This is a genomic window from Burkholderia sp. HI2714 (assembly GCF_002223085.1).
Classification (GTDB): Bacteria; Pseudomonadota; Gammaproteobacteria; order Burkholderiales; family Burkholderiaceae; genus Burkholderia; species Burkholderia lata_D.
Genome location: NZ_NKFM01000021.1, coordinates 191,438 through 210,651 on the forward strand (window position 1 = coordinate 191,438; position 19,214 = coordinate 210,651).

The window sequence follows — 19,214 nt, forward strand, 5'->3', positions numbered from 1 at the left end:
TTGCTAGCGCTCAGCGCGCATCGCATCGCGCTGGAGCGCGACGAGCGCGTCGAGTGCGCGCGGGCCGTCGTCGAACGGCACGAAGATGTGATCGTGGCAAGCCGCCGCCATCACGTTGCAACTGATGCCGGCCGCGCCGAGCGCGCGTGCGAACGCCGCCGTGAGGCCGACAGCCGCAAGGTCGGAATGCACGGTCAGCGTGATCCAGGCCGCACGGAACAGCACGGGCCAGCCGTGACGTGCTGCCGCCTCCTCTTCGGCCACGACCGTCAGCCCTTCCGCTTCGCGGAACGTTGCGATTACTTCGGATAACGATACGTCTGAGCCGGTCGGCAATGATACGAAGGCGAACGCACCCGGATGCAGTTCGGGCTGCATCGTTCTCAGCAGGATCGCCAGGTCGTTTTCAGGTTGGCTCATCGGAGGACCATGCCCGGAATCGGGCATCGCGCGGTGGAGATGCCGGCACGATAGCACGCGCCACCGTCACCGCTACGCGCGCATCGTCGTGACTTCATCCGCGAGCCAGTCGCGCAATGCGACGATGCGCGGATCGTCCTGCGTGTGCTCCGGATATACGACGTGATAGGCAAGCCCCGGCGCCACGTCGACGTTCACGTCGAACAGCCGGACGAGGCGCCCTTCCGCGAGATCGCGCGCGATCATGTGCGGCTCCGCCAGCCCGACCGCCGTACCGTCCATCACGGCCTGCACGACGTGGCTCGAATCCGGAAACGCGACGCACCGGCTATCGTCGAAACCGTCGACGCCGGCAGCGGCCATCCGTGCCGACCAGCGCGGCCAGGTCACGCCGTCGACTTCGCAGTCCACGTGGCACAGCGTGTGGCGCAGCAGATCGCGCGGCTTGCGCAACGGCGGGCCGGCCGACAACAGCGCCGGGCTGCAGATCGCAACGACCGACGTATCGAACAGGCGCTGCGCGCACGCATCGCGATAACGCCCGGTGCCGAAGCCGATCGCGGCATCGACGTCGTCGTCATCGAAATCGCGCAACCGGTCGGTGATATCGAACGACAGCTCGAACGCAGGATGCTCGGCCCTGAAACGCGGCAGGCGCGGCAGCAGCCAGTGTGTTGCGAAGCGCGCGCCGACCGATACGCGCAACTCCGCCTGCTCCCGCGCGACGCGCCGTGCCCGGGCAGTCGCACGCCGCAGCCCCGCCAGTGCCTCGGCGGCCGCGGCAGCCAGCACGACACCGGCCGGCGTCAGCCGGATACTGCGGCTCGTGCGGACGAACAGCACCATGTCGAGCTGCGCCTCGATTTCCTTGATCTGGTGACTGACCGCCGCCGGCGTCAGCCCGACCTCGTCGGCCGCCCGCGAGAAATTCAGGTGCCGCGCCGCCGCATCGAACGTCCTCAGCGCGCGCGTACCGGGCCACATGCGTTCCATCGATCTTCAAACCGGATTTGATGACCGTTCCAAAACTACTCGTTTTTCAAGACAGCATCAATCGGCAAACAATAGGCTTTCTTGAAGATTTCGCGCACCGCCCGGTGCGCGCGGCCAACCTGGAGAATCGCCGATGACCGCTGAACCATTCCCGTCCATCGCCCAGCTCAACGGCGTCGTCGCCGCCCCGGACGCGCTCGCCGCGCTCGCGTTCGCGGGCCACGCGCATTTCACCGCGATGCAGGTACGCGACGGCCACGTACGCGGTCTCGACCTGCATCTCGCGCGGCTGCGCGATGCGTCGAACACGCTGTTCGGCCAGGCACTTCCCGATGACCTGATCCGTACGCTCCTGCGCGCAGCGCTCGAGCGCGCGCCGTCGGCGCTGTCGCTGACGGCGACCGTGCATGCGACGACGGGCGAATTCGTCGCGCCGCGCGACGACGAAACGCTCGACGTGCTGGTCCGCACGGCACCGCCGTCGTCGGGCCCGGCGGGCCCGCTCGATCTCGCGCTGTTCGAATACGAGCGCGTGCTGCCGGACATCAAGCACGTCGGCGAAGTCGCGAAGACGCACTTCCTGCGCCGCGCGATCGCGCAGCGTTTCGACGATACGGCCTTCATCGATCGTCACGGGCGCATCAGCGAAGGCTCGATCTGGAATCTCGCGTTCTGGACCGGCGACGCGGTCGTATGGCCGGTGGCCGGCATGCTCGGCGGGGTCACGATGGGCATCCTGCGTCGGCAACTGGCGCGCCTCGGCGTCGCGCAGCACGATCGCGAACTGACGCCGGCCGACCTGCCGTCGCTGGCCGGCGCCGCCGTGATGAATTCGTGGACGCCCGGGATCGCCGTGCGCCGGTTCGGCACGGCGACGCTGCCCGACGCATCGCAGTTCGTCGCGCTGCTGCATCGCGCATACGAACAGGAGCCGCCGGTCGCGCCGTGACGCGCTGGCGTCGCGGCGGCCCGGTTCGCGCGCCGCACGCAAAACCAAAGCGACCTGAATCGCGAGCAAGCGACCATACATAAAAAAACCGCGCGAATTGCGCGGGTTTCGACAAGCAGTCAGTCGCGAAGGCGCGAGCGAGTCACGCAGTCAGCGCGTGCAGCGCCTCGTCGGTGAGCCACAGCGATTCCTGCAGGTCCTGCTCGTTCAGGTTCAGGCCATCGCCGCCGCGATCGACAACGATGAAGTCGCTGACGCCGCCGAGCGCGATCAGCGGGTGATGCCACACGCCCTTCGCATAGTTGACGCCCTGCCAGCCGCTCGTCACGAACGCGCGGATCTTCGCCGGATCGAGATCGCCCGCGGGCGCCACGACGACGAGGTACGGCTGGTCGTTCAACGGCACGAACGCCTGGCTGCCGAGCGGGTGCCGCTCGAGCATCTTCACTTCGAACGGCAGCGTGCGCGGCTGGCCGCGGAACAGGTTGACGAGCGTGCGGCCGTCTTCATCGGTCACGTCGACTTTCGCGAGATCGTGAAAGCGGATCGTCGTGCCGAGGTTGATCGGGATCTGCTTCGCCCCTTCCGTCTCGATCACGTCGCCGAACGGCGCGAATGCTTCCTTGGTCAGCGGTTCGATGGCAAGCGTCTTCATTTGTCGAGCGTCCCCCACAGACGCAGGCGCGACACGCCGCCGTCCGGAATGATGTTCAGTCGCACGTGCGTGACGGGGCCGAGCGATGCGATGTCCTGTTCGAAGTAGTGCTGCTTGTCCATCTGCAGCTTCTGTTCGCCGAGCAGCACGGGCCAGAACATCGATTGCGTGATCAGCGAGCTGTCCGTGCCGCCCGACACGTACGCGGCCTGGATCGAGCAGCGGTCCGGATAGTTGCCCTTGAAGAACGCGGTATCGACTTCGATCTTGCGGATCACGCCCGGCTGCGCGAGCGCGATGATCGCCCAGTCGTTGCCCGGTTCGCGGCGACGACGGGTTTCCCAGCCGTCGCCCATGTTCACGCCGCGGCCCGGCAGCAGCAGGTTCGACGCGACGCCGAAGTGCTGGTTGTTCGCGGCCACCACGTAACCGCCGTTTTCCATCGCCGCGAGATCGAACTGCTCGGTCGCGCTCGCGCCGGCCCAGTCGAGCTGCGGCTGGCCGTACACGCGCAGGCGTGCAATGCCGCCATCCGGATAGATGTTCACGCGCAGGTGCGTGAAGGCGCGCGCATCGCTCGCTTCGACGTAGTGATGACTGTTGCCCTGCAGCGTCGTCGACGGCACGATCTCGACCCACTCGGTCGCATGCGTCGGCGCGCCGTCGGCCACGAACGCGGCCTCGATCGACGCGGCCGGCGGGAAGTTGCCGGTGAAGTGGCTCGTGTCGATGTCGAAGCCCTTGATCACGCCCGGGCGCGCGAGCTTGACGATGCACCAGTCGTAGCCCGTCGTGCGCTTGCGGCGCGTTTCCCAGCCGTCCATCCACTTGCCGTGGTCGTCGTACTTGCCGGGGATGAACACAGCCGGCTCGGGGTTCAGCATCCGGTCCTTCGGCGCGAAGAAATCGTCGCTGGCTTCGAGCGCCTGCGCACCGAGACGCGGGTCGGCGAGGTTCACGTAGCGCCGCGTGAAGTCGGGTGCGTTGGGATCGAGAAGCGGAACAGCCATGATGTTTCCTTGTTTCAGTGAGGCGATCAGGCCGCTGCGACGCAGCAGGCCGTATTGCGGTGTCAGGCGTCGATCAGGTCGTCGAGGCGGAAGCGCGCGATCCGGTAGATCTGGTCGAGGCTCGCCCGCAGTTCTTCGGTGCGCGAATGATTCACGCGCGACTCGAAGTTCGCGATGATGCCGTGCCGGTCATAGCCGCGCACCGCGAGGATGAACGGGAAGCCGAACTTCTCGCGATACGTGCGGTTCAGCGTCAGCAGCTTGTCGAATTCTTCCTGCGTGCACTGGTCGAGGCCCGCGCCGCTCTGCTCGCGCGTCGACTCGGCGGTCAGCTCGCCACGCACGGCGGCCTTGCCGGCCAGCTCCGGGTGAGCGTTGATCAGCGCGAGCTGGCGCGCTTCGCCGGCCGTTTCCACCGCGCCGGACATCGTCTTGTGCAGCGCGTCGATGCTCGCGAACGGCCGCTCGCCCGCGGCGACTTCGGCCACCCACGGCGAATGTTCGAAAATCCCTGACAACGCCGCGACAAATGCGCTCGGCGCCATCGTGTTCAGTTGTTCCAACGTGTAGCGCATCGCCTTCATGCTTTCCCTTCGTTTCGATGATTGGGCTGATACGGATGATGTTCACGCCAGTGACGCGCGATATCGACACGGCGCGTCACCCATACGCGATCGTGCTTCTCGATGTGATCGAGGAAACGCTGCAGCCCGCGGAACCGGCCCGGCCGGCCGAGCAACCGGCAGTGCATGCCGATCGACAGCATCTTCGGCGCCTCGTCGCCCTCCGCGTACAGCACGTCGAATGCATCGCGCAGGTAGTCGAAGAAGTGATCGCCGGTGTTGAAGCCCTGCGGCGTCGCAAAGCGCATGTCGTTCGTGTCGAGCGTGTACGGCACGATCAGCTGCGGCGACTTCTTGCCGCCCGATACTTCAACGTCCATCCAGAACGGCAGGTCGTCGCCGTAGTTGTCGGAGTCGTACAGGAAGCCGCCGTATTCCGCGACCAGGCGGTGCGTATTGGGGCTGTCGCGGCCGGTGTACCAGCCGAGCGGGCGCTCGCCCGTCACGCGCTCGATCGCTTCCATCCCGAGGCGCATGTGCTCGGCCTCGAGTTCCGGCGTCATGCTCTGGTAGTGGATCCAGCGCCAGCCGTGGCACGCGATTTCATGGCCCAGCTCGACGAAGGCGCGCGCGAGCTCAGGATGGCGCTCGATCGCCATGCCGACGCCGAATACCGTCAGCGGCAGCCCGCGCTTCTCGAATTCGCGCAGGATGCGCCATACGCCGGCCCGCGAACCGTATTCGTAGATCGACTCCATGCTCATGTGGCGGTCGGGATACGCGGCCGCGCCGACGATTTCCGACAGGAACTGCTCGGAGCCCGGATCGCCGTGCAGCACGCAGTTCTCGCCGCCCTCCTCGTAGTTCAGCACGAATTGCACGGCGACGCGGGCACGCCCCGGCCAGTTCGCCTGAACGGGATGGCGGCCGTAGCCGATCAGGTCGCGAGGATAGTTGGGATCGAGTGACATGGTTCGAAGAGCGGCGAAAGCTCGCTGAAATAATGGGTTCGCATCGACTGCGCGGGTGCCGGAGGCCGGCTGCGCAAGCCGATGCGATGACGGCCCAGTTTAGCGAAAACGCCCATACGCGCCCATACAGCGGCGCAGATAGTGCGTGTCAGACGGTGTGTATGTGCGGTTGCGGCAAATTCGCGACCGGTTCCGCCTGATCCCCGTCCGGCGGGCTGAAGCGGGCGAACGCGCCGTCGTAGCGCTTCGGCAGCGGGCGCGCGTAGTCGCCGCGCTTCGCGGTCGCGAGGCGTAGCGCGACGAGCGCCTCGGCCCACTTGACGGCCGCCGTGACGCCCTCGACCACCGGCGCGCCGATCTGCTGCTCGATCTCGTGCGCGAACTCGGCCATCCCCGCGCAACCGAGCACGATCGCGTCGGCGCCGTCCTCGTCGAGTGCGCGCCGGCATTCGTCGACGATGATCCGGCGCGCGGCCGAGCCCGGCCGGTCGAGCTCGAGCACCGCGACGTCGGTCGCGCGCACGTTGCGGCAGAACCGTTTCATCCCGTAGCGTTCGGCGAGATGCCACGCCATCCCGCAGGTGCGCGCGAGCGTCGTGACGACCGAGAAGCCCGGCGCGAGCACGCTCGCTGCATGCATCGCGGCCTCGGCAATGCCGATCACCGGCCCGCGCGCGAGCTCGCGCGCCGCGTACAGGCCCGGATCGCCGAAGCACGCGATCACGTACGCATCGCAGCCGTCGCGCTCGCCCTGCACGATCTCGGCGAGCAGCCCCGGCGTCGCGAGCGCCTCGTCGTAATACCCTTCGATCGACGGCGGCCCCATCGGCGGGCTCACCGCGACGATCTCCGTGCCGGCAGCGGCGACCTCGCGCGCGCAGCGGCCCATCGCGTCGGTCATCCGCTGGGTCGTATTCGGATTGATCAGTCGGATCTTCATCGCACGCTCCTCAGGCCTTCGCGCTCACGAGCAGCCGGTAGAACACGAAGCCGAGCCCCGCGCCGATGAACCACGAGAAGTTCGCGACGCCCTGCCAGCCCGGCACCATCACGCAGACGATCGCGATCACCGCGGCCGGCAACAGCGCGGCAAGCGCGCGGCGGTTCACGCCGCCCGTGTACCAGTACGTGCCGCTTTCCGACATCGTGTACAGGTCGTCGCGCACGAGCCGGCCGCGCTTGACGAGGTAGAAGTCGGCGATCAGCACGCCGTACAGCGGGCCGATGAAGGCGCCGAGCACGTCGAGCGTGTAGTGGATCACGGCCGGGTTGTTGAACAGGTTCCACGGCGTGATGAAGATCGACGCGACGGCCGCGAGCATCCCGCCCGCGCGCCAGCTGATCAGGCGCGGCGCGACGTTCGAGAAGTCGAACGCGGGCGACACGAAGTTCGCGACGATGTTGATGCCGATCGTCGCGATCGTGAACGTCAGCGCACCGAGGATCACCGCGGTCGGATGGTCGATGCGGCCGACCGTCTCGACGGGATCGGTGATCAGTTCGCCGAACACCGGCAGCGTCGCGGCCGTCGTGATCACCGTGACGAGCGAGAACGCGAGGAAGTTGACCGGGAGCCCCCAGAAATTGCCGCGCTTCACTTCGCCGAACGAGCGGCAGTAGCGCGAGAAATCGCCGAAGTTCAGCATCGGCCCGGAGAAGTACGACACGACCAGCGACACCGCCGTGACCATCACCGGAATCACTTCCGCGCCGTGATACTTCACGCCACCGAGGTTGAGGCCGATGTTGCGCCAGCCCGCGCGCCACACCATGTAGCCGGCGAGGATGAACATCACGACGTAGACGGCCGGGCCCGCGAAGTCGATGAACTTCTTGATCGTCTCCATCCCGTTCCAGAACACGAACGCCTGGAGCACCCACAGCAGCATGAAGCCGGCCCAGCCGACCGCCGACAGCCCGAGGAAGCCGTAGCGATGCACGTCCGCGTAAGGCAGCCATTGCGGGAAGAATTTCAGCACGACGATCACGAGCGCGCTCGACGCGAGATAGGTCTGGATCCCGTACCACGCGATCGCGATCAGCCCGCGGATCACGGCCGGCACGTTCGCGCCGAGCACGCCGAACGTCGCGCGGCATGCGACCGGATACGGCACGCCGATCTGCTGGCTCGGCCGCGCGATCAGGTTGCACAGCAGGTTCACGAAGCCGATCCCGACGATCAGCGCGATCAGCACCTGCCAGCTCGTCAGCCCGAGCGCGAACAGGCTGCCCGCGAATACGTAGCCGCCGACGCTGTGCACGTCCGACATCCAGAACGCGAAGATGTTGTATGAACCCCATGTCTTATTTTTCAGGGGTGCCAAATCTTCGTTGTACAGACGTTCGCTGTAACCATTCGGCAGTGTCGGATCGCCGCCCTCGCCGCCTTCTTCCGCCGGATAGGCGCTGTCGTGCGCCACACTGAACTGAGCCATGACTTCTCCTTGACGCGGCCGGGAGGCCGCTCCACCGTCATCGATATCGCTCCGGATCGACGCCCGGAGTCGGACCAGCGGCCCGCGGCACACGCCGCGGGCCTGCATTTCGCTCGTTCTTGTGGCGCGTGGCCGGGTTCGCGTCGCCGCTCAGGCGCCGCCGAACACTTCGCGCAAATCGACCTGCCCTTGTGCGGGCCGGTCCAGCATCTTCAGTTCGACATGCTGCAGGTGGTGCGCCATCAGCGTCACCGCCCGCTTCGGATCGCCGGCCTCCAGCGCACCGAGGATCTCGTCGTGGTCGTCGCACGAGCACGGGCTGCGCCCGTGCGACTCGTACAGCGCCGACATCAGCGTCGAGCGTGCGACGAGCCCTTCGAGGCACTCGCTGAGCGTCGCATTGCCCATCAGCGTGGCGAGCGCCGTATGGAATTCGCCCGACAGGCGGATCCAGGCCGCGAAGTCTTGCCGCTCGAACGCCTTGCGTTCCTTCTCGATCAGCGAGGCGACGCCCTTCAGCCGCTTCGCGCCGGGCCCGGTCGCGAGCCGCTCGACCACGGCGAGCTCGATGATCCGGCGCATCTCGAACACCTCGTGCACGTCCTGCAGCGTCGGGCTCGCGACGAACGCGCCGCGGTTCGGCTCGAGATCGACCAGCTTGTCGGTCGCGAGCTGCGCGAGCGCCTGGCGGATCGCCCCGCGCTTCACGTTGAACACGTCGCAGAGCTGCGCCTCCGTCAGCTTCGCGCCCGGCGCGAGCCGATGCTCGAGGATCGCCGTGCGGATCCGCTCGGCGATCGCTTCGGGACTGGCTGCACCGGACGGGTGGGATTCGGGCTCGTTCATGATCGGCATCGTGTGATGATCCTCATCCTAGGGTGGACATAAAGATTGTCAACAATTCTTTTCCGGCATTGCGCACAATCGGTGTGCATCGACGTGACCCTGTCCGGTGCACGATGCGTCGAATCCATGCACGACAAGGCTGAGACCTATGACAGGCCCGCTTCTCGTCGTATATCCTCCCGGTCATTTTGTTGACAAGACTGGTGCAAGATCCGGTGACGACCTTGCTGCTGTCGACGAAAATACTTGACCGTTAGTTGCGCACTTACATAAAGAAAAAGGCGGGAACCCCCGCCTTTCGACCGACTGCGCCCGCCTCAACCGAGGTGCGGATAGTCCGACAGCGTGAGCCGGAAACCGTGCGCATTCGCGACCAGTTGCGCCTGCGCGCCGAACGGCAGCGTCAGCAGGTCGGGCACGTGGCCGAACTGGAGCCCCGTCACGACCGGAATCCCGATCACCGCGCGCACCTGGTCGATCATCGCCTGCATATCGTAGCCGTTGTCGTACTCGAACGGCCGCGCGCCGGTGAACTGGCCGAGCACGAGCGCCTGCTGGCGCGCGAGCAGCCCCGAGAGATGCAGTTGATAGATCATCCGTTCGATCCGGAACGGCTGCTCGTTGACGTCCTCGATGAACAGGATGCCGCCCTCGATGTCGGGCATGTACGGCGTGCCGACGAGCGACGTGAGGATCGCGAGATTGCCGCCCCACAGCGTGCCCGTCACGTTCACGCTCTGCACCTGCGGCGCTTCGGCGATGATCGTCGTGCTCGACTGCGTCAGCGTCTGCCAGAAGTGCTGCATCGTGAAGTCGCTCGGCGTTTCCGCGCCGAAGTCGGCGGACAGCATCGGGCCGCCGAACGTCTTGATGCGCGCCTTCGCGTACAGCGCAAGCTGAAGCGCCGTGAAATCGCTATGGCCGACGAGCGCGACCGGCTGGTCACGCAGCCTGCGCTCGAGCCCGCGATAGTCGAGCCCGTGCAGGATGCGCGCGGCACCATAGCCGCCACGCACCGCGAGCGCGATGTCCGGCAGCGGCCGCTCGGGATCGGCAAGACGGTTCAGGTCGCCTGCCCGTTCGCCGTCGGTACCGCCGAACCGCTGGAAGCGCCGCTGCGTCGCTTCGATGTTCTCGATGCGATGCTGTGCAGTGCTGAGGCGCTCGAGCGCGCGATTGATCGCATCCGGGTCGTGCGGATAGCCGGACGGCGCAAGCAGGCGGATGGTGTAGGACGCGGCGGGCTGGAAGGACATGGCAAAGAGAGGTGTCGGGTCGTCAAACCTGCTTAGAGGGTCCGAACCGTCTCCGGTTCACGGAACCGTGTGCGCCCGGCTCGCGTAGAGCATCGAGCGACGGGCGCGGCGGGGCGTGCCTATGACGCGCCGGATTCGGCGTCGCGGGCGAGCCGTGCTTCGCGCAGCGCGCGACGGCGCTCGGCGAAGAACGACTTCAGCGCGGCGCCGCACTCGTCGGCGAGCACGCCGCCGGTCACTTCGGTATGGTGGTTCAGTTGCGGATTCGCGAATGCGTCGATCACGCTGCCGCACGCGCCCGTCTTCGGATCGGCGGCACCGTAGACGACCCGTGCGATGCGCGCATGCATGATCGCGCCCGCGCACATCAGGCACGGCTCGAGCGTGACGTACAACTCGCAGCCGGGCATCCGGTAATTCTGCAGATGCTGCGCGGCCATGCGCAGCGCGGCCATTTCCGCATGGGCCGACGGGTCGTGCCCGCCGATCGGATGGTTGAAGCCGCGTGCGATCACTTCGTCGCCACGCACGAGCACCGCGCCAACCGGCACTTCGCCGGCCGCGCGCGCCTCTTCGGCGGCAGCCTGCGCGAGACGCATGAAATGCAGGTCGCGCGCCGATACGGGCGCGGCTTCGGGAACGGGGGAATCGGCGGCGGGTTCGGCCACCGGGGCGGCTGCCGACCGGGCTGCGTCGTGCAGCGCGTCGGACGTCACATCGGCCCCGCTTCGGCGGAGGCTTCGTCGAGCCCGCGCTCGCACAGGCGCTCCGCGATGCGCCGGCAGTAGTCGCGCGGCATCACCATCGGGCCGCCGCGCAGCGATTCGAGCGCCATGTCGAGCGCGAGGATCTTCGCCTGCAGCCGGCACCGCGCGGCGCGGTCGCTGACCGCCTGCACTTCGTCGTGCAGGTTGCGCAGCGCGCGCAATTGCTCGACGGCCGGCGGCACGAAGCCCGCATTCTTCAGGATACGGTTGGCCACCCGCACCTCCTCGGGCACGAGCAGGTCGTCATCCAGCGCCTGTGGCGCGCCGGTACCCGGCAAATCGTCGAACTCGCCCCGCGCGGCGGCGGCGGCAATACGTTGTTCGACCAGGGCGTCAAGCAATCTCATCAGTCAATCGGAACAATGCGGCAGGCCGAATTCTAGCAGGGTGACGAAGGTATGACAGGCCCTTCGAATATATGCTCGATATTGTATTTTTAGGGGCCGAATCGCGGGGCATGCACGCCGATCGGTCTCATTTGCCGCTCTGCTGCGCCGCAGCGGGCTGCGGGCCGTTCGCACACCGTCCAACGTGTCCGGTGTCCGGCCCTGTTTTTCTGAGGCAACGCGGACCACGCCGCGCCGATCCGGTGAAACGGAAGCCGTCCCCGCTTCGGTCGCAGGGTCACGCAGCCACCGTTTCCTGCCGCGCGTTCGCGAACGGGCGGAACATCATCGCGATCAGGAACGCGCCGAGACCGATCGCAAACGAGCCGAGATACAGCCAGCCGTAGCTGCCGAGCGTATCGACGATCAGGCCGCCGGCGACGGGGCCCGCGGCCATCCCGAGGCTGCCGGCCATCGCGCAGCCGCCGATCACGGTGCCCATCATCCGCAGCGGGAAGTTCTCGCGCGCAAGCACCGAATACAGCGGCATCACGCCCGCGTAGATGAAGCCGAACACGATCGCGACCGCGTAGAACCCGTCGAGCGTGCGCACGAAGTAGTACCCGAGCGCACCCAGCGCCTGCGCAAGCAGCCCGGCCACCAGCATGCGCTTCGCGCCGAGGCGGTCGCCCAGGATCCCGAACGCGATCCGTCCGCCCATGCCGGCGAGCCCTTCGACGCTGTAGATCGACACCGCGACGATCAGCGGGATCCCGCACGTCACCGCGTAGCTGACCGTATGGAAGATCGGGCCCGAATGCGTCGCGCAACAGAAGAAATTGGTCAGCAGCAGTACGATGAACTGCGGCGAACGCAGCGCATCCGCGACCGACATCGCCGCAGGCGCGCCGGCAGGCGCCGACGCCGCAGGAGCCGCCTGCGCGCCGTCGAGCGCGGGCGCCCGGCGCACCAGCAGCGACACCGGAATCATCACGAAGGCCGCCAGCGCCGCAATCAGCAGCATCGACGTGCGCCAGTCGCGCACCGACACGAGCCACGCGGCCAGCGGGGCCATCGTCATCGGCGCCATCCCCATGCCGGCCGACACGAGCGACACCGCGAGGCTGCGGTGCGTGTCGAACCAGCCCGTCACGCACGCCATCATCGGCGCGAATATCGCAGCCGTCGCGCCGCCGACGGCGAGGCCGAAAGTGAGCTGGAACGCGAGCAGCGACGGCGCGCGGCTCGCCAGCGCCAGGCTTGCCGACAGCAGGACGGCGCCCGTCATGATGACCGGGCGCGTGCCGATGCGGTCCGACAGGCTGCCCCACCCCATGCTCGCGAAAGCCATCGCGATGAAGCCGAGCGTCATCGCGCCGGAAATGCCGGTCATCGACCAGCCCGTGTCGCGCGCGATCGCGCGCAGGAACACCGGCAGCGAAAACATCGCGCCGATCGCGATGCAGCCCATCAGGCCGCCCGCGGCGACGATGACCCAGCGGTATCGGGAATCCGGCATGGGGTACCTCCTTGTCGTGATGACGATCCTCGGGAACCGGGCGCCATCTGCGTCGCGCAATGCCCGGTCGACATGGATACGACGGGCGGCGCACCGCGAAATCGACATGCGCGGCACACACGCCGGCGAATTTTCTGATTGTCCGCCGATCCGCTCCGCCCGCAACGGGCGGACCGGTCGTCGCCGCACGCCGGTTCGACCGTTCGGTCAGGCCCCTGGCGCCGCGCTTTTCCGGAATCGGAAAGTCGAAATCAGAAATAGTTGGTTGGGGCGCGCGCCCCGGCTGACTACACTCGAGCGATCTTGTCATAACAAGTTGACCGATGACCTCCCCCAACGTCGTGCCGCTGTCAGCGGCCCCGCTCTACGTGCAGATCAAGGACACGCTGCGCACGCGCATTCTCGACGGCACCTATGCGCCGCACAGCCGGATGCCTTCCGAGCACGAACTCTGCGCGATGTTCGACGTCAGTCGCATCACGGTGCGCCAGGCGCTCGGCGATCTGCAAAAGGAAGGACTGCTGTTCAAGCTGCACGGCAAGGGCACCTTCGTGTCGAAGCCGAAGGCATTCCAGAACGTGACCTCGCTGCAGGGCTTCGCCGAGGCGATGTCGTCGATGGGCTACGAGATCGTCAACCAGGTGCGCAGCTTCCGCACCGTCAAGGCCGACCGCCATCTCGCCACGAAGCTGAACGTGCCCGAAGGCGCGCCGCTCGTCGAGATTCATCGTGTGCGACTGCTCAATCGCGAGCCCGTGTCGCTCGAACAGACGTGGGTGCCCGAAGCCCTCGGCAAGCGCCTCGCGGGCGCCGACCTCGCGACCCGCGACATTTTCCTGGTCCTGGAAAACGACTGCGGCATCCCGCTCGGCCATGCCGACGTGTCGATCGACGCGATCCTCGCCGACGACGAGATCGTCGATGCACTGCACGTCGAGGAAAGCAGCCCCGTGCTGCGTATCGAGCGCCTCACGCACGACGCGTCGGGCGCACCGATCGACTTCGAATACCTCTACTTCCGCGGCGACGCCTTCCAGTACCGGCTGCGCATCGACCGGCAGAAACCGCGCAAACCTGCAAGGAAACAGCGATGACTACCCATGTGCTCGAATACGACATCGTCGTGGTGGGCGGCGGCACCGCCGGCCCGATGGCGGCGATCAAGGCGAAGGAGCGCGACCCGTCCCTGCGCGTGCTGCTGCTCGAGAAAGCCAACGTGAAGCGCAGCGGCGCGATCTCGATGGGGATGGACGGCCTGAACAACGCCGTGATCCCCGGGCATGCGACGCCCGAGCAGTACACGCGCGAGATCACGATCGCCAATGACGGGATCGTCGACCAGGAAGCCGTATACGCGTACGCGACGCACAGCTTCGCGACGATCGAGCAGCTCGACCGCTGGGGCGTGAAGTTCGAGAAGGACGGCACCGGCGACTACGCGGTGAAGAAGGTCCATCACATGGGCTCGTACGTGCTGCCGATGCCGGAAGGACACGACATCAAGAAGGTGCTGTACCGGCAGCTGAAGCGCGCGCGCATCGCGATCACGAACCGGATCGTCGCAACGCGCGTGCTGACCGATGCGCACGGTCGCGCGAGCGGCGTACTCGGCTTCGACTGCCGCACCGCCGAGTTCCACGTGATCCGCGCGAAAGCCGTGATTCTCTGCTGCGGCGCAGCCGGTCGCCTCGGCCTGCCGGCCTCGGGCTACCTGATGGGCACCTACGAGAATCCGACCAACGCGGGCGACGGCTATGCGATGGCGTATCACGCCGGTGCCGCGCTCGCGAATCTCGAGTGCTTCCAGATCAATCCGTTGATCAAGGACTACAACGGCCCCGCGTGCGCGTACGTGACGGGCCCGCTCGGCGGCTTCACCGCGAACGGCAAGGGCGAACGCTTCATCGAATGCGATTACTGGAGCGGCCAGATGATGTGGGAGTTCTACCAGGAACTGCAAAGCGGCAACGGCCCCGTGTTCCTGAAGCTCGACCATCTCGCGGAGGAAACGATCCAGACCATCGAGCAGATCCTGCATACGAACGAGCGGCCGAGCCGCGGCCGCTTCCATGCCGGGCGCGGCACCGATTACCGCAGCCAGATGGTCGAGATGCACATCTCCGAGATCGGCTTCTGCAGCGGGCACAGCGCATCCGGCGTGTACGTGAACGCCCGCGCGGAGACGACCGTGCCCGGGCTCTACGCGGCCGGCGACATGGCGGCCGTCCCGCACAACTACATGCTCGGCGCATTCACGTACGGCTGGTTTGCCGGCCAGAACGCGGCCGACTACGTGGCCGGCCGCGAGCATGCGCCGGTGGACGACGAACAGGTCGCCGCCGAACGCACCCGTGTGCTTGCCCCGCTGCTGCGCGAGCGCGGCCTCGCGCCGGCGCAGGTCGAATACAAGCTGCGCCGCATGGTGAACGATTATCTGCAACCGCCGAAGGTGACACGCAAGATGGAAATCGGTCTTCAACGTTTTGACGCCATTACTGAGGATATCGAAGAGATAAAGGCGAACCATCCGCATGAACTGATGCGCGCCGCCGAGGTGCGTGCGATCCGCGACTGCGCGGAAATGGCTGCGCGCGCGTCGCTGTTCCGCACCGAGAGCCGCTGGGGGTTGTACCACCACCGTGTGGACTTTCCACATCGCAACGACGCCGAATGGTTCTGCCATACCTGGTTGCGCAAGGACGCCGACGGCGCGATGCGCAGCGAGAAGCGGCCGGTCGAACCGTATGTCGTGCCGCTCGCCGACGACGAGCACGGCGCCTACACGAATCTGCGCATCCGCGAGCCGGCCGCGCTCGCGGCCGCCCTTTGAGGAACCTGCCATGCCCCATACCCCGCACGACGTCTTCCAGCGCAGCAGCGCACCCGTGACGATCGACGAGACCCTGTGCATCGCCGACAAGGGCTGCACCGTCTGCGTCGACGTATGCCCCCTCGACCTGCTCGCGATCGACGTGACCAAAGGCAAGGCCTATATGCAGTTCGACGAATGCTGGTACTGCATGCCATGCGAACGCGATTGCCCGACCGGCGCGGTCAAGGTCGACATCCCTTATCTGCTGCGCTGACCGTGTCCTTCAACGCTCTCTCCCGTCGCCCATGACCGACTCCTCCTTCGCTGCCGCGTTGCCCCGCGCACACGTCCCCGACGAAGCCGCACTCATCGCACGCCTCGCCGCGCCCGATGCCGCCGTGCGCCGCGTCGCACTGTTCGAACTCGCCGATCTCGAGGACCCGGGGTTCGTGCCCGCGTTCGTCGCCGCGCTGGGCGACGATCCGTCGGCCGACGTGCGCGGCGAAGCCGCCCGTGTGCTCGGCGCGTGGGAGCAGCCCGACATCGTCGACGCGCTGTGCGGCGCATTGCTCGATCCGGACGACGACGTGCGCGACGCCGCCGCGCAGAGCCTGTCCGAACTGAAGGACGCCGCATCGGGCGCCGTGCTGTGCCGATGGGCCGACCGGCCCGAGCCGTTCGTGCGCCGTGCCGTGCTGCGCGGATTGCGCGAGTTGCGCGACCCCGGCGCGTTCGCGCCCGCACTGCACGCGCTCGATGCCGAACACGCCGAGGTGCGCGTCGAAGCCGTGGCGGTGCTCGGCTGGCTCAAGGATCCGCGTGCGCTGCCGCCGCTCGCGCGCAGCGCGACGACCGATGCCGCGGCGGACGTGCGACGTATTGCCGTTGGCGCGATCGGGTTCGCGACACCCGACGATGCGACCGTCATCCATGCCCTGTTTGCCGCGTTGCGCGACCGCGAATGGCAGGTGCGCGAGGAAGCGGCCACGACGCTCGGCAAGCTGCGCGTCGCGACCGCGCGCGAACCGCTCGTCGCCGCGCTCGATGACGACTACTGGCAGGTGCGCCTGCGCGCCACGCGTGCGCTCGGGCAACTGCGCGATGCGGCCGCGGCGCCGGCCGTCGTCGTGCTGCTCTCGCACGCGATCAGCAACCTGCGCAAGGAAGCCGCGCTTGCGCTCGGCGAATTGCGCGACCGCGCGACGTTGCCCGCGCTGACCCACGCATTGGAGGATCACGATCCGGAAGTCCGCAAGGCCGTGCGGATCGCGATCCGGCAGATCGACGAGGCGTCGCGATGATCTCCCCGACCGACATCGTGCTCGATCATCCGGCCCGCACGTTGACACTCCGCTGGCCGGACGGTCACACGCAACGCGTCAGCTATGCACGGTTGCGCGGTGATTGCCCGTGTGCGGAATGTCGAAGGATCCGGCGCGACGGCGGTCGTGTCGATGCGCGGCCCGACCTGACGCTGGACAGCCTTGAAACAGCCGGCTACGGCATCCGCGTGGTGTTCGGCGACGGTCATGCGCGCGGCATCTATCCGTGGCCGTATCTGGCGGGCATGACGGCGCGGCCGTGACGTCGCTCCCGCGGCTGCGCGGATGACATGGCAGGCCTGTGGAAACGCTGCGATACTGACGCCCACGATCGTCTCCACCCACCGTGGGAGCCAGAACATGCAAACCGCAGTCGGATTCGTCGGCCTCGGCGTGATGGGCACGCCGATGGCGCTCAATCTTGCGCGGGCCGGCACGCCGCTCGTCGTATGGAGCCGGTCGCACGGCAGCGACGATGCGCTGCGCGACGCCGGCGCGCGCGTGGCCGAGCACATCGACGACGTGTTCGCGGCCTGCCGCACCGTGATCCTGATGCTCGCGAACGACGCGGCGATCGACGGCGCCCTCGCGCGCGGCACGACCGGTTTCGCCGCCCGTGTCGGCGGCCACACCATCGTGAACATGGGCACGAACGCACCCGAGTATTCGCGCGCACTGGCCGACGACATCGCCGCCGCGTCGGGCCGTTATGTCGAAGCGCCCGTGTCGGGGTCGCGCAAGCCGGCCGAAGCCGGTCAACTCGTCGTGATGCTCGCCGGCGCACCGGACGACGTCGACGCCGTCCGTGCGCTCGTGAAGCCGCTGTGCCGCGACAGCTTCGTGTGCGGCGATGTGCCGTCGGCGCTGACGATGAAGCTCGCCGTGAACCTGTTCCTGATCACGATGGTCACCGGCCTGACCGAAGCCACGCATTTCGCGCAACGCCATGGCATCGATCTCGCCCGCTTCGCCGACGTGCTGAACGCGGGCCCGATGGCGAGCGACGTGTCGCGCGTGAAGCTCGGCAAACTCGTCGCGGCCGATTTCTCGGTGCAGGCCGCGATCACCGACGTGCTGAAGAATGCGCGCCTCGTCGCCGAATCCGCGCGCGGCATCGGCATCGCGTCGCCACTGCTCGACATCTGCCATGCGCTCTACGGCGAGACCGAGCGAGCCGGACATGGCGCGCACGACATGGTCGCCGTGATCCGCGCGATCGAGCAGCGCACCGACGACGCGCAATGAATCGTCGCCGACCGCCCCATACACTCGAACGCTTCTGCGCGTAACACCCCATGTCCGACTCCCGCCGCTCCCCGACCCGCGTCCCCGCTTCCGTCCGCCCGGTTCCCGCCGTGATCGGCATCGTCCTGCGAGAGCGCGACGTGCTGCTGGTGCGTCGCGCCAATCCGCCCGATGCGGGCTGCTGGGGCTTTCCCGGCGGCAAGATCGAAGCGGGGGAATCGATTGCAAACGCGGTCGTGCGCGAGATCGCCGAAGAGACGACCATGGACGTCGAAGCGCTCGACGCCTTTACCGCGCTGGATGCGTTCGATTACGATGCGGGCGGCGACGTGCGTCAGCATTTCGTGATGGTCGCGGTGCTGTGCCGATGGTTGCGCGGCACGCCTGCCGCCGGCGATGATGCGCTCGACGCGCGCTGGTTCGATCTCGCCGAACTCGACCGCGATGACTTGCCGATGAGCGCGGGCGTTCGCGATGTCGCGCGACGTGCGATCGAGCGTGCGGCGGTCCTGGGTCACGCGCAGCGTCCGGCCAATACTTGAAACCTGAAATACCGCCGTCTTTCACGCAGCCGTTGCGAGCGGCCCGACCGGGACCATGACGGTGCCGGCTACGCGCCGACGAACTTCCCATTACACATCAAAGATGGGCCAACCCATGATCAGAATTCGCAAGTCCACCCCGGCCGACGGCACACACGCGCTGGATATCTGGCGCAACGCGGTCGACGCCACGCACCATTTCCTCAGCGATGACGACCGACGCGCGATCGAATCCGAAGTCGTCGCGTTCCTGCCCGGTGCACCGCTCGATCTCGCCGTCGACGATACCGACCGCGCGATCGGCTTCATGCTGCTCGACGGCAATCACATGGAAGCGCTGTTCGTCGATCCCGCTCACCATGGCGCGGGTGTCGGGCGCCTGCTTGTGGAAGACGCGCTCAAGCGTCACCCCGACCTGTCGACCGACGTCAACGAACAGAACGAAGCGGCAGCGGGATTCTATGAACGGCTCGGCTTCGAGCGCACCGGGCGATCGGCGCTTGATGGGCAGGGGCGCGCCTATCCGTTGATCCACCTGCGCTATCGCGCGAAACCATCGTCCTCGCCGCAGCACGCATAATCG

Annotated in this window: 22 protein-coding genes; 9 read left to right on the plus strand and 13 right to left on the minus strand. The window is 67.2% G+C overall.

What is annotated here, in order from left to right:
* Window positions 1-3: 3 nt before the first annotated feature.
* Together CFB82_RS11005 and CFB82_RS11010 are read right to left on the minus strand one after the other, a co-directional pair.
* Window positions 4-420, minus strand: a complete 417-nt coding sequence (locus tag CFB82_RS11005) for an ACT domain-containing protein (protein WP_089484135.1) — start codon at window positions 418-420, stop codon at window positions 4-6.
* Between the two features lie 72 nt (window positions 421-492).
* On the minus strand, window positions 493-1,413 hold the full coding sequence (locus CFB82_RS11010) for a LysR substrate-binding domain-containing protein (protein WP_089484136.1): 921 nt from the start codon (window positions 1,411-1,413) through the stop codon (window positions 493-495).
* 133 nt (window positions 1,414-1,546) lie between these two features.
* Between CFB82_RS11010 and CFB82_RS11015 the strand changes: the two genes are divergently transcribed.
* Window positions 1,547-2,362, plus strand: a complete 816-nt coding sequence (locus tag CFB82_RS11015; RefSeq protein WP_179255393.1) for an aminotransferase class IV family protein — start codon at window positions 1,547-1,549, stop codon at window positions 2,360-2,362.
* 142 nt (window positions 2,363-2,504) lie between these two features.
* Here the strand turns inward: CFB82_RS11015 and CFB82_RS11020 are convergent, their stop codons facing one another.
* The 11 genes from CFB82_RS11020 to CFB82_RS11070 form a co-directional block, all read right to left on the minus strand.
* Entirely contained in the window at window positions 2,505-3,017 is a 513-nt protein-coding gene (locus CFB82_RS11020) for an ureidoglycolate lyase (RefSeq protein ID WP_043187989.1), read from the minus strand.
* On the minus strand, window positions 3,014-4,027 hold the full coding sequence (alc, locus tag CFB82_RS11025; RefSeq protein ID WP_011352409.1) for an allantoicase: 1,014 nt from the start codon (window positions 4,025-4,027) through the stop codon (window positions 3,014-3,016). The genes CFB82_RS11020 and alc overlap by 4 nt, the downstream gene beginning before the upstream one ends.
* Before the next feature lie 62 nt (window positions 4,028-4,089).
* Complete coding sequence (gene uraD / locus CFB82_RS11030; protein WP_069248241.1) at window positions 4,090-4,611, minus strand: 2-oxo-4-hydroxy-4-carboxy-5-ureidoimidazoline decarboxylase; 522 nt, start codon at window positions 4,609-4,611, stop codon at window positions 4,090-4,092.
* Complete coding sequence (puuE, locus tag CFB82_RS11035) at window positions 4,608-5,561, minus strand: allantoinase PuuE (RefSeq protein WP_069248242.1); 954 nt, start codon at window positions 5,559-5,561, stop codon at window positions 4,608-4,610. The genes uraD and puuE overlap by 4 nt, the downstream gene beginning before the upstream one ends.
* A 148-nt stretch (window positions 5,562-5,709) precedes the next feature.
* Window positions 5,710-6,501 carry an aspartate/glutamate racemase family protein gene (locus tag CFB82_RS11040; protein WP_069248243.1) on the minus strand — a complete coding sequence of 264 codons (792 nt, stop codon included), beginning with the start codon at window positions 6,499-6,501 and terminating at the stop codon, window positions 5,710-5,712.
* A gap of 10 nt (window positions 6,502-6,511) precedes the next feature.
* Window positions 6,512-7,996, minus strand: a complete 1,485-nt coding sequence (locus CFB82_RS11045; protein ID WP_089484137.1) for an NCS1 family nucleobase:cation symporter-1 — start codon at window positions 7,994-7,996, stop codon at window positions 6,512-6,514.
* Between the two features lie 150 nt (window positions 7,997-8,146).
* Entirely contained in the window at window positions 8,147-8,851 is a 705-nt protein-coding gene (locus CFB82_RS11050) for a GntR family transcriptional regulator (RefSeq protein ID WP_089484138.1), read from the minus strand.
* A gap of 308 nt (window positions 8,852-9,159) precedes the next feature.
* Window positions 9,160-10,098, minus strand: a complete 939-nt coding sequence (gene ldcA / locus CFB82_RS11055) for a muramoyltetrapeptide carboxypeptidase (protein WP_089484139.1) — start codon at window positions 10,096-10,098, stop codon at window positions 9,160-9,162.
* A 119-nt stretch (window positions 10,099-10,217) separates the two neighbouring features.
* Entirely contained in the window at window positions 10,218-10,814 is a 597-nt protein-coding gene (gene tadA / locus CFB82_RS11060; RefSeq protein ID WP_069248247.1) for a tRNA adenosine(34) deaminase TadA, read from the minus strand.
* Entirely contained in the window at window positions 10,811-11,212 is a 402-nt protein-coding gene (locus CFB82_RS11065; protein ID WP_006478536.1) for a DnaJ family domain-containing protein, read from the minus strand. The genes tadA and CFB82_RS11065 overlap by 4 nt, the downstream gene beginning before the upstream one ends.
* 277 nt (window positions 11,213-11,489) lie before the next feature.
* Window positions 11,490-12,710 (minus strand): MFS transporter, encoded by a 1,221-nt coding sequence (locus CFB82_RS11070; RefSeq protein WP_089484140.1) that lies wholly within the window; start codon window positions 12,708-12,710, stop codon window positions 11,490-11,492.
* Window positions 12,711-13,033: 323 nt separating this feature from the next.
* Here CFB82_RS11070 and CFB82_RS11075 point away from each other — a divergent pair, with 323 nt between their 5' ends.
* The 8 genes from CFB82_RS11075 to CFB82_RS11110 all read left to right on the plus strand — a co-directional run bounded on the left by CFB82_RS11075 (window position 13,034) and on the right by CFB82_RS11110 (window position 19,211).
* Entirely contained in the window at window positions 13,034-13,804 is a 771-nt protein-coding gene (locus CFB82_RS11075; protein ID WP_069248249.1) for a GntR family transcriptional regulator, read from the plus strand.
* Window positions 13,801-15,540 carry a fumarate reductase/succinate dehydrogenase flavoprotein subunit gene (locus CFB82_RS11080; protein ID WP_089484141.1) on the plus strand — a complete coding sequence of 580 codons (1,740 nt, stop codon included), beginning with the start codon at window positions 13,801-13,803 and terminating at the stop codon, window positions 15,538-15,540. The genes CFB82_RS11075 and CFB82_RS11080 overlap by 4 nt, the downstream gene beginning before the upstream one ends.
* 10 nt (window positions 15,541-15,550) lie before the next feature.
* Window positions 15,551-15,796 carry a 4Fe-4S dicluster domain-containing protein gene (locus CFB82_RS11085; RefSeq protein ID WP_089445846.1) on the plus strand — a complete coding sequence of 82 codons (246 nt, stop codon included), beginning with the start codon at window positions 15,551-15,553 and terminating at the stop codon, window positions 15,794-15,796.
* 31 nt (window positions 15,797-15,827) lie between these two features.
* Window positions 15,828-16,823, plus strand: a complete 996-nt coding sequence (locus CFB82_RS11090) for a HEAT repeat domain-containing protein (protein ID WP_089484142.1) — start codon at window positions 15,828-15,830, stop codon at window positions 16,821-16,823.
* Window positions 16,820-17,107, plus strand: a complete 288-nt coding sequence (locus CFB82_RS11095) for a gamma-butyrobetaine hydroxylase-like domain-containing protein (RefSeq protein ID WP_089484143.1) — start codon at window positions 16,820-16,822, stop codon at window positions 17,105-17,107. The genes CFB82_RS11090 and CFB82_RS11095 overlap by 4 nt, the downstream gene beginning before the upstream one ends.
* Window positions 17,108-17,204: 97 nt before the next feature.
* Window positions 17,205-18,089, plus strand: a complete 885-nt coding sequence (locus CFB82_RS11100; protein ID WP_089484144.1) for an NAD(P)-dependent oxidoreductase — start codon at window positions 17,205-17,207, stop codon at window positions 18,087-18,089.
* A gap of 50 nt (window positions 18,090-18,139) precedes the next feature.
* On the plus strand, window positions 18,140-18,631 hold the full coding sequence (locus tag CFB82_RS11105; RefSeq protein ID WP_089484145.1) for an NUDIX hydrolase: 492 nt from the start codon (window positions 18,140-18,142) through the stop codon (window positions 18,629-18,631).
* Window positions 18,632-18,746: 115 nt separating this feature from the next.
* Complete coding sequence (locus CFB82_RS11110) at window positions 18,747-19,211, plus strand: acetyltransferase (RefSeq protein ID WP_089484146.1); 465 nt, start codon at window positions 18,747-18,749, stop codon at window positions 19,209-19,211.
* Window positions 19,212-19,214: the final 3 nt, after the last annotated feature.

What these genes read in the sequence shown, in the direction of transcription:
- puuE (WP_069248242.1), bottom strand. Translation starts at nt 5,561, where the DNA reads ATGTCACTCGATCCCAACTATCCTCGCGACCTGATCGGCTACGGCCGC.
- CFB82_RS11020 (WP_043187989.1), bottom strand. Translation starts at nt 3,017, where the DNA reads ATGAAGACGCTTGCCATCGAACCGCTGACCAAGGAAGCATTCGCGCCG.
- CFB82_RS11090 (WP_089484142.1), top strand. Translation starts at nt 15,828, where the DNA reads ATGACCGACTCCTCCTTCGCTGCCGCGTTGCCCCGCGCACACGTCCCC.
- CFB82_RS11085 (WP_089445846.1), top strand. Translation starts at nt 15,551, where the DNA reads ATGCCCCATACCCCGCACGACGTCTTCCAGCGCAGCAGCGCACCCGTG.
- CFB82_RS11050 (WP_089484138.1), bottom strand. Translation starts at nt 8,851, where the DNA reads ATGCCGATCATGAACGAGCCCGAATCCCACCCGTCCGGTGCAGCCAGT.
- CFB82_RS11070 (WP_089484140.1), bottom strand. Translation starts at nt 12,710, where the DNA reads ATGCCGGATTCCCGATACCGCTGGGTCATCGTCGCCGCGGGCGGCCTG.
- uraD (WP_069248241.1), bottom strand. Translation starts at nt 4,611, where the DNA reads ATGAAGGCGATGCGCTACACGTTGGAACAACTGAACACGATGGCGCCG.
- CFB82_RS11005 (WP_089484135.1), bottom strand. Translation starts at nt 420, where the DNA reads ATGAGCCAACCTGAAAACGACCTGGCGATCCTGCTGAGAACGATGCAG.
- CFB82_RS11040 (WP_069248243.1), bottom strand. Translation starts at nt 6,501, where the DNA reads ATGAAGATCCGACTGATCAATCCGAATACGACCCAGCGGATGACCGAC.
- CFB82_RS11010 (WP_089484136.1), bottom strand. Translation starts at nt 1,413, where the DNA reads ATGGAACGCATGTGGCCCGGTACGCGCGCGCTGAGGACGTTCGATGCG.
- CFB82_RS11080 (WP_089484141.1), top strand. Translation starts at nt 13,801, where the DNA reads ATGACTACCCATGTGCTCGAATACGACATCGTCGTGGTGGGCGGCGGC.
- alc (WP_011352409.1), bottom strand. Translation starts at nt 4,027, where the DNA reads ATGGCTGTTCCGCTTCTCGATCCCAACGCACCCGACTTCACGCGGCGC.
- CFB82_RS11075 (WP_069248249.1), top strand. Translation starts at nt 13,034, where the DNA reads ATGACCTCCCCCAACGTCGTGCCGCTGTCAGCGGCCCCGCTCTACGTG.
- CFB82_RS11045 (WP_089484137.1), bottom strand. Translation starts at nt 7,996, where the DNA reads ATGGCTCAGTTCAGTGTGGCGCACGACAGCGCCTATCCGGCGGAAGAA.
- CFB82_RS11105 (WP_089484145.1), top strand. Translation starts at nt 18,140, where the DNA reads ATGTCCGACTCCCGCCGCTCCCCGACCCGCGTCCCCGCTTCCGTCCGC.
- CFB82_RS11065 (WP_006478536.1), bottom strand. Translation starts at nt 11,212, where the DNA reads ATGAGATTGCTTGACGCCCTGGTCGAACAACGTATTGCCGCCGCCGCC.
- CFB82_RS11095 (WP_089484143.1), top strand. Translation starts at nt 16,820, where the DNA reads ATGATCTCCCCGACCGACATCGTGCTCGATCATCCGGCCCGCACGTTG.
- CFB82_RS11110 (WP_089484146.1), top strand. Translation starts at nt 18,747, where the DNA reads ATGATCAGAATTCGCAAGTCCACCCCGGCCGACGGCACACACGCGCTG.
- CFB82_RS11015 (WP_179255393.1), top strand. Translation starts at nt 1,547, where the DNA reads ATGACCGCTGAACCATTCCCGTCCATCGCCCAGCTCAACGGCGTCGTC.
- ldcA (WP_089484139.1), bottom strand. Translation starts at nt 10,098, where the DNA reads ATGTCCTTCCAGCCCGCCGCGTCCTACACCATCCGCCTGCTTGCGCCG.
- CFB82_RS11100 (WP_089484144.1), top strand. Translation starts at nt 17,205, where the DNA reads ATGCAAACCGCAGTCGGATTCGTCGGCCTCGGCGTGATGGGCACGCCG.